At 71.5% G+C, this 6256-nt stretch carries 7 protein-coding genes and 1 pseudogene; 4 read left to right on the forward strand and 4 right to left on the reverse strand.

Translation table 11 applies throughout. From position 1 onward, the window contains the following. Positions 1-480: 480 nt before the first annotated feature. Together AN233_RS08215 and AN233_RS08220 are read right to left on the reverse strand one after the other, a co-directional pair. Positions 481-1266 carry an ABC transporter permease gene (locus AN233_RS08215; protein WP_058366308.1) on the reverse strand — a complete coding sequence of 262 codons (786 nt, stop codon included), beginning with the start codon at positions 1264-1266 and terminating at the stop codon, positions 481-483. Continuing rightward, positions 1263-2303 (reverse strand): ABC transporter ATP-binding protein, encoded by a 1041-nt coding sequence (locus tag AN233_RS08220; protein ID WP_058366309.1) that lies wholly within the window; start codon positions 2301-2303, stop codon positions 1263-1265. The genes AN233_RS08215 and AN233_RS08220 overlap by 4 nt, the downstream gene beginning before the upstream one ends. Before the next feature lie 442 nt (positions 2304-2745). Here AN233_RS08220 and AN233_RS08225 point away from each other — a divergent pair, with 442 nt between their 5' ends. The 4 genes from AN233_RS08225 (at position 2746) to rnhB (ending at position 5531) form a co-directional block, all read left to right on the forward strand. Continuing rightward, positions 2746-3018, forward strand: coding sequence for a hypothetical protein (locus AN233_RS08225; protein ID WP_058366310.1), 273 nt, complete (start codon positions 2746-2748; stop codon positions 3016-3018). A 111-nt stretch (positions 3019-3129) separates the two neighbouring features. Then, the gene (locus AN233_RS08230; protein ID WP_058366311.1) at positions 3130-3444 is read left to right on the forward strand and encodes a hypothetical protein; all 315 of its coding nucleotides are present in this window, start codon (positions 3130-3132) and stop codon (positions 3442-3444) included. 47 nt (positions 3445-3491) lie between these two features. Beyond that, on the forward strand, positions 3492-4775 hold the full coding sequence (locus AN233_RS08235) for a tRNA pseudouridine(54/55) synthase Pus10 (protein ID WP_058366312.1): 1284 nt from the start codon (positions 3492-3494) through the stop codon (positions 4773-4775). Positions 4776-4835: 60 nt separating this feature from the next. Beyond that, on the forward strand, positions 4836-5531 hold the full coding sequence (gene rnhB, locus AN233_RS08240; RefSeq protein ID WP_058366410.1) for a ribonuclease HII: 696 nt from the start codon (positions 4836-4838) through the stop codon (positions 5529-5531). A 12-nt stretch (positions 5532-5543) separates the two neighbouring features. Here the strand turns inward: rnhB and AN233_RS08245 are convergent, their stop codons facing one another. Next, a complete protein-coding gene (locus AN233_RS08245) occupies positions 5544-5798 on the reverse strand; it encodes a hypothetical protein (RefSeq protein ID WP_058366313.1) in 255 nt (84 codons plus the stop codon). Positions 5799-5847: 49 nt separating this feature from the next. Beyond that, positions 5848-6256 (reverse strand): annotated as a pseudogene (locus AN233_RS17990) (preprotein translocase subunit SecD); the annotation flags it as partial.

Consider the following 6256-nt stretch of genomic DNA (forward strand, 5'->3'; position numbering starts at 1 on the left):
AAGATCAGTTCAAGGGCGGCGGTCAGGACGCCCTGCGTGACACCGGCAGCGGACGGATCGGGTTCCAATAGGACGTTTTTGCGACGGGGAACCGCCACGGCGTCGAAGACGCCGCGGCTCACCCCCGTCGCAAAAACCTCCACTAAAAAGTGGCCGCGGTCGGCGCTCCGGGCGCTGCGCGCCCTCGCGCCGCCGCGGTACTACAGCGTCGACGGAAACCGCACCCCGACCTTTTTCTGCGTCGGGTTCGCGCGCCGCGGGCGGCGCGCTCACCCGTCCTTGAAAAATGTCGATCAAAAAGGGCCCGCGGTCGGCGCTCCGGGCGCTGCGCGCCCTCGCGCCGCCGCGGTACTACAGCGTCGACGGAAACCGCACCACAACCGCGACCGCAACCGCGACCGTAACCGCGACCGTAACCGCGACCGCAACCGCGGAACCGCAACCGCGACAGAAACAGCACCGCCGCCCGCGGTGCCGCGGTCAGTCCGTCAGCCCGTAGCCGCGCTCGAAGAGCCACACGTCGAGGAGCACGGCCGCCACCGTCATCCCGGCCAGCACCGCCAGCGAGAGCCGGGGGTCGACCTCCGCGAACCCGAGGAAACCGTAGCGCACGCCGTTGACCATGTACACCATCGGGTTCGCCAGCGACACCTGTCGCAGCGCCGGCGGCAGGTCACCCAGCGAGTAGAACACCGCGCCGAAGAACACCAGCGGGCGCAGGATGAACTGGTTCATCACGGTGAGGTCGTCGAAGTCCTCCGCCAGCAGCCCGCCGACGACACCGAGGCTCGCGAAGAGCAGCGTGATCACGAGCATGAACGCGATCAGATAGAGGGGATGTTCGACCGGCACCGGCCGGTAAAGCGCCGAGACGATCCCCCACCCGACGCCGGCGATCAGGCCGCCGACGAGCAGCCCGCGCAGCGCCGAGGAGAGGACGTACGCCCACACCATGCCGGCGTACGACAGCGGCGAGGTGAGCACCTCGTGGATGTACTCGTTCCAGCGGCCGTGGAAGATCGAGAAGGAGGCGTTCTCGAAGGCGTTCGAGACGGCTCCCAACACCACCAGTCCGGGCAGGATGAACAGGATGTAGGGTACGTCCGCGACCGTGCCGACGCGCTCGCCGAGCACGACGCCGAAGACGGAGAAGTAGAGCACGTTGGTGATGAACGGCGGCGCGAACGTGTTGCGCGGCCGGCGGACGAACCGCAGTACCTCCCGCTTCGCCAGCGTCAGGAAGCCGGTGAGGTCGACGCGGTTCATCGCTCACCCTCCGGGTTCGGGTCGTCCGCTCCGCCGTCGGTGCTCGCGTCGGCCGCGACCGGCTCCGCGCTCGCGGAGGGCGCGCTGTCGGTACTCTCGCCGTCGCCGACCGCCTCGCCCTGTCTGGTCATGTCGACGAACACCTCCTCCAGCGAGGTCCGGCGGATCTCCAGGTCGACGATCTCGAACCCCTCGCGGTCGAGCGCGCGCACGAGGTCGGGCGCGACGAGCCCGCCCTGGCGCGCGACCGCGACCAGCCGGTCGCCGTCGAGCTCGACGCGCTCGATCCGGTCGTCGTCCGCGACCGCCTCGGGGACCGCGTCGGCCGCCTCGCGGAGCGTCACCACGATGCGGTCGTTGCCGCGGTCCATCAGCTCCTCGGGCGAGGCGACGGTGACGACCTCGCCCGAATCGAGGATCGCCACCTCGTCGCAGAGCCGCTCCGCCTCCTCGATGTAGTGGGTCGTCAACAGGACGGTCGTGCCGTCGTCGTTGAGCTCAGTGACGAGCTCCCAGAGGTCCCGGCGGAGCTGGACGTCCACGCCCGCGGTCGGCTCGTCGAGGATGAGCAGGTCCGGGTCGGTCACGAGCGCCCGCGCGAGCATGAACCGGCGCTTCATCCCGCCGGAGAGCCAGTCGAAGCGCGTGTCCCGCTTGTCCCAGATGCCGACGCGCTTGAGCGCGCGCTCGGCCCGCTCGGCGGCCACGTCCTCCGGAACGCCGTGGTAGCCGGCCTTATGTTCTAACACCTCGTGGATCGGGAAGAAGCGGTCGACGTTGAACTCCTGTGGCGCCAGCCCGATGCGGTCCCGCGCCTCCCGGTAGTCGTCCTCGACGTGGTTCCCGAAGACGTACGCGTCCCCGCCGGAGGCGCGCACCAGCCCGACGAGCACGTTGATGAACGTCGTCTTGCCGGCGCCGTTTGGGCCGAGCAGGCCGAAGAAGGCGCCCTCCGGCACGGTCAGCGACACCCCCTTCAGCGCCTCGACGTCCCCGTACTGCTTCCGGAGGCCGTCGATCTCCAGCGCGTTGGTCATGAATGACGGTGGGCCGCGGCCGCGGTTAAGCGGCGCGAAAGCGCCGGCCGCGGTGTCGGTGAACGAACGGGCCGCGACTCGTCCGGGGCCGCAAGCGATCAGTTCTGATCACTGGTGGACGCAGATCACCGTGTGAATGCCTGCCGGCCTCGGGATAGGTTTATTATAAACGCCCTACACGTCTCGAACGAGTTACGATAACCACCCCGAACACAATCTGGACGACGCCGCTCCCGAAGAGCGGAGTCGCCGGATATCGCGGGGTGGGTGTCGTGTCCGTCGACGCCGTCTCCGCGTAACTCCCGCCGGACGCGGGACGGCGACGGTTTCTTTGTGCTCTCGACCCCCACATCGGAGAGTACGCCGTTTTCGTCCCCGTTCGGCCACCAGGACCGGTCGCACCGGCGCGACTCGCGAGGGTTCGACCCCCTCCCGGTCCCGTATGGCCGCCGCAACCCACCAGGCCGACCGCACCGAGCGGATCGCCGTGCGGCTGGAGGTGCCCCGCGACGCCGCGGGCGACCTCCACGCCGGCGTCCGAACCAAGCTCGACCGCGCCGCCGACGCCGACGTGATAGACGTCGACGTCACCGGCCTCCAGCCGCGGCTCAACGACCTCACCGTCGAGGCGAACGTGCGCGTCCGCCTCGCGAACGGCGCCGCGACCGCGGACCTGGCCGACCTCGTGGGGGTGCACGATGTCACCCGCCGCTGAGTGGCCGCTCGGACGAGCGAGCCGCCGACCAGCCCGCCGACCGACCCACGGCACCGACCCGCCGACCGACCCACCCCCGACGCGAGGGCATCGCGTCACACGACTTCGACGATGGTACGATCCCGACACGACGCCGCACGCACCGACGCACGAACCGACGCAGCACGCGAGACGACCGCCGCGACGTTCGCCGCCGGCGGCGCCGCACCGCCCGACGCCGCGACCGCGCCCCGCGTCGGCGTCCTGATGGCCCTGGCCGCGCTGCCCGCAATCGTCGCGCTGGCCGCGAGCTACCCCGTCGCCGCGCTGGTCGCGCTGGCTGCGGTCGCGGGCGCCGGCACGCAGCGCACCTACGACGCGCGCCGCGAGACCGACCGCGACCGGGCGACGCGGACGCCCGCGACCGGGACGGCCGCCGGCGAGTGACGAGCGCCGTCAGAAAAGCAATTACGCGGTCGCCCGCTTGAGGGCGTATGAACGTACTCGAGGTCGCCGCCGACGCCGCCGCGACCGGGCCCGTGTGTGACGCCTGTCTCGGTCGGCTCGTCGCCGACCGCAGTTTCGGCCTCTCGAACGCGGAGCGGGGGCGCTCGCTCCGGGTCGCGAACGCGCTCGCGGACGACGCCGACTTCGACCCCGTCGAGACCGCCGACTGCTGGGTCTGCGAGGGCCACTGCGCCGCGTTCGACGAATGGGCCGAGCGCGCCGTCGAGGCCGTCGGCGACGTCGACTTCTCGACCTACAACGTGGGCACCAGAACGCCGCCGCTGATCGAGGAGAACGAGGCGCTGCTCCGCGAGGAGTGCGGCCTCGAGGCCGACGCCGGCGAGCCGTTCAAATCCGAGTTCAACCGCGAGGTGGGCAAGCGCGTCGGCCGCCTGACCGACGCGGAGGTCTCCTTCGACCGCCCGCACGTCCAGTTCACGCTGAACCTCGAGGACGGGACCGCCGGCGCGAAGGTGAACTCCACGTTCGTCTACGGCCGCTACCGCAAGCTGGAGCGCGACATCCCGCAGACGGAGTGGCCCTGCCGGGAGTGCGACGGATCGGGGCGACAGGGGAGACAGCCCTGCGACCACTGTGACGGGACGGGCTACCTCTACCCCCACAGCGTCGAGGAGCTGACCGCGCCGGTCGTCGAGGACGTGCTCGGCGGCACCCAGGCGACGTTCCACGGCGCCGGCCGCGAGGACGTGGACGCGCTGATGCTCGGGACCGGCCGCCCGTTCGTGATCGAAGTCGAGGAACCCCAACGGCGTCGGACCGATGTGGAGCGCCTGCAGGCGGACATCAACGCCTTCGCGGAGGGGAAGATCGAGGTCGAGGGGTTACGGCTCGCCACCTACGAGATGGTCGAGCGCGTCAAGCGCCACGACGCCTCGAAGCGCTACCGCGCCCGCGTGGAGTTCGGCGCGGACGTGAGCGAGGCCGACCTCGCGGCCGCGGTCGACGCGCTGGAGGGCGCGACGATCGAGCAGTACACGCCGAATCGCGTCGACCACCGGCGCGCGAACCTCACCCGCGAGCGCGACGTCTACGAGATGACGGCGGAGTTGGAGGGCCCCCGCGAGGCGACCGTCGAGGTCCACGGCGCGGGCGGGCTCTACATCAAGGAGCTGATCTCGGGCGACGAGGGGCGCACGGAGCCGAGCCTCGCGGGCGAACTCGGCGTCGAAGCGGTCGTGACGGCGCTGGACGTGCTGGCCGTCGAGGGCGAGGACGAGCCGTTCGAGGACGCGGAGTTCTTCCGGGACTGAGCGGCGTCGCCGCGCCGACCGGAAACGCCTATGCCCGTCGGGGGCCTCGGCACGGCCGTGATCCGAATCGGCGTCGACGAGGCCGGGAAGGGACCGGTTCTCGGACCCATGATCGCGGCGGCCGTCCGGGTCGACCCCGAGACGCTGCCCGACGACGTGGACGACTCCAAGCGCGTCGCCCCCGCCCGCCGCGAGGAGTTGGCCGCCGCCCTCCGCGACCGCGAGGACGTGGCGGTGGGTCTCGGCGTCGTCGAGCCCGCCGAGATCGACGCGCCCGACACCGACATGAACGGCCTGACGGTCGCGGCGCAGGCGCGGGCGCTCGCCGACCTGTTCTCGACGGCGGACGACGACGGGCCGGGGGCCGAGGCGACCGAGGACGACCCCCTCGAGGTCGTCGTCGACGCCGGCGACGTGCTCGCGGAGCGGTTCGGACGACGCGTCAGGGAGGCGGTCGCCGAGAGGGGCGGCCCGGCGGTCGACGTGACCGCAGAACACGGCGCCGACGAGTCGTACCCCATAGTGGGCGCCGCCAGCGTCGTCGCGAAAGTGGAGCGCGACGCGCGGATGGCCGCGGTCGCCGAGCGTCACGAGGCCGACCCCGGCAGCGGCTACCCGGGCGACGCGACGACGGGCGAGTTTCTGGAGGCGTACGTCGACGAACACGGCGACGTGCCCGACTGCGCGCGGCGGTCGTGGCGCACCTGCGAGCGGCTGCTCGACGCGGCCGCCCAGTCCGGACTGGACGAGTTCTGAGAGCGCGGCCGACTACTCGTCGCTCTCCTCGGGCACGGCCTGCCCGAGCCACGAGAGGCCCAGCGCCAGCGCGCCGAGCTGGAGGACCACGAGCGTCGCGGCCGCGCCGGGCCACGCCAGCGCGGCGGTGCCGAGGATCAGGATCGCCCCGAGCGTGGCGACCGCGCGCGTGAGCAGGTAGACTAGGTCGCGGCGGACGCCGGGGGCGAGGCCGTCGGACGGTCGGGTCGACGACGCGTCGCTCGAAGCGGAGTCCGTGGAGGCCATCGCTCGGTCGTCGGGCGCGGGCAGAAAAAAGCTCCCGCCGACGGGCCGCCTACCGGTCCGTCAGCAGCGTGCGGAGGATGTCGCCGTAGGCCGGGCGCGTGATGAGCACGCCGATGAGCACGCCGAGGATGGTGAAGATGGCGAACCCGGAGAGGTCGCCCAGTCCGAGCACCATCAGCGGCGACATGGCGATGATCGTGGTCGCGGCCGCGGCGCCGATCACCCAGAAGGCGCGGCGGAACCGCGAGTCGAACACCGTCCGGGAGTTCACGTCGCCCTCGCTCATCACCTCGTCGGCGATGATGATCAGGTCGTCGACGCCGGTCCCGACCACCGCGATGAACCCGGCGACGACCGCCAGGTCGATCGGGTAGTTCACCAACGCCGCGAAGCCGAGCAGCGCGTACACCTCCGCGAGCGCGGTGAGGATCATCGGGAGCGCGACCTCCTTCTCGCGG

The sequence above is a fragment of the Haloparvum sedimenti genome, from assembly GCF_001462205.1.
Lineage (GTDB): Archaea > Halobacteriota > Halobacteria > Halobacteriales > Haloferacaceae > Haloparvum > Haloparvum sedimenti.

Excerpts from the sequence above, each read along its gene's own strand:
- AN233_RS08220 (WP_058366309.1), bottom strand. The coding sequence starts at position 2,303 with ATGACCAACGCGCTGGAGATCGACGGCCTCCGGAAGCAGTACGGGGAC.
- AN233_RS08245 (WP_058366313.1), bottom strand. The coding sequence starts at position 5,798 with ATGGCCTCCACGGACTCCGCTTCGAGCGACGCGTCGTCGACCCGACCG.
- AN233_RS08235 (WP_058366312.1), top strand. The coding sequence starts at position 3,492 with ATGAACGTACTCGAGGTCGCCGCCGACGCCGCCGCGACCGGGCCCGTG.
- AN233_RS08230 (WP_058366311.1), top strand. The coding sequence starts at position 3,130 with ATGGTACGATCCCGACACGACGCCGCACGCACCGACGCACGAACCGAC.
- AN233_RS08215 (WP_058366308.1), bottom strand. The coding sequence starts at position 1,266 with ATGAACCGCGTCGACCTCACCGGCTTCCTGACGCTGGCGAAGCGGGAG.
- AN233_RS08225 (WP_058366310.1), top strand. The coding sequence starts at position 2,746 with ATGGCCGCCGCAACCCACCAGGCCGACCGCACCGAGCGGATCGCCGTG.